At 55.4% G+C, this 363-nt stretch carries 1 protein-coding gene; it reads left to right on the forward strand.

Going from position 1 to position 363, the window contains the following annotated elements:
• On the forward strand, positions 1-363 hold a 363-nt coding region (locus tag QMX91_RS31380), incomplete at both ends, for a GTP-binding protein (RefSeq protein WP_282413923.1).

The following is a 363-nucleotide window of genomic DNA, read 5'->3' on the forward strand; positions in this document are numbered from 1 at the left end:
GTAAAACCACTCTGACCGCTGCTCTGACTCGCGTCTGCTCCGAAGTTTTCGGTTCGGCCGTAGTTGAATTCGACAAGATCGACAGCGCTCCAGAAGAAAAAGCTCGCGGTATCACCATCAACACCGCACACGTTGAGTACAACTCGCTGATCCGTCACTACGCTCACGTTGACTGCCCAGGTCACGCTGACTATGTGAAGAACATGATCACCGGTGCTGCTCAAATGGACGGCGCTATCCTGGTTTGCTCGGCCGCTGATGGTCCGATGCCACAAACCCGTGAGCACATCCTGCTGTCCCGTCAGGTAGGCGTTCCGTACATCGTGGTTTTCCTGAACAAGGCTGACCTGGTAGACGACGCTG

This window comes from Pseudomonas sp. PS01299 (assembly GCF_029960145.1).
Taxonomy (GTDB): Bacteria; Pseudomonadota; Gammaproteobacteria; order Pseudomonadales; family Pseudomonadaceae; genus Aquipseudomonas; species Aquipseudomonas putida_A.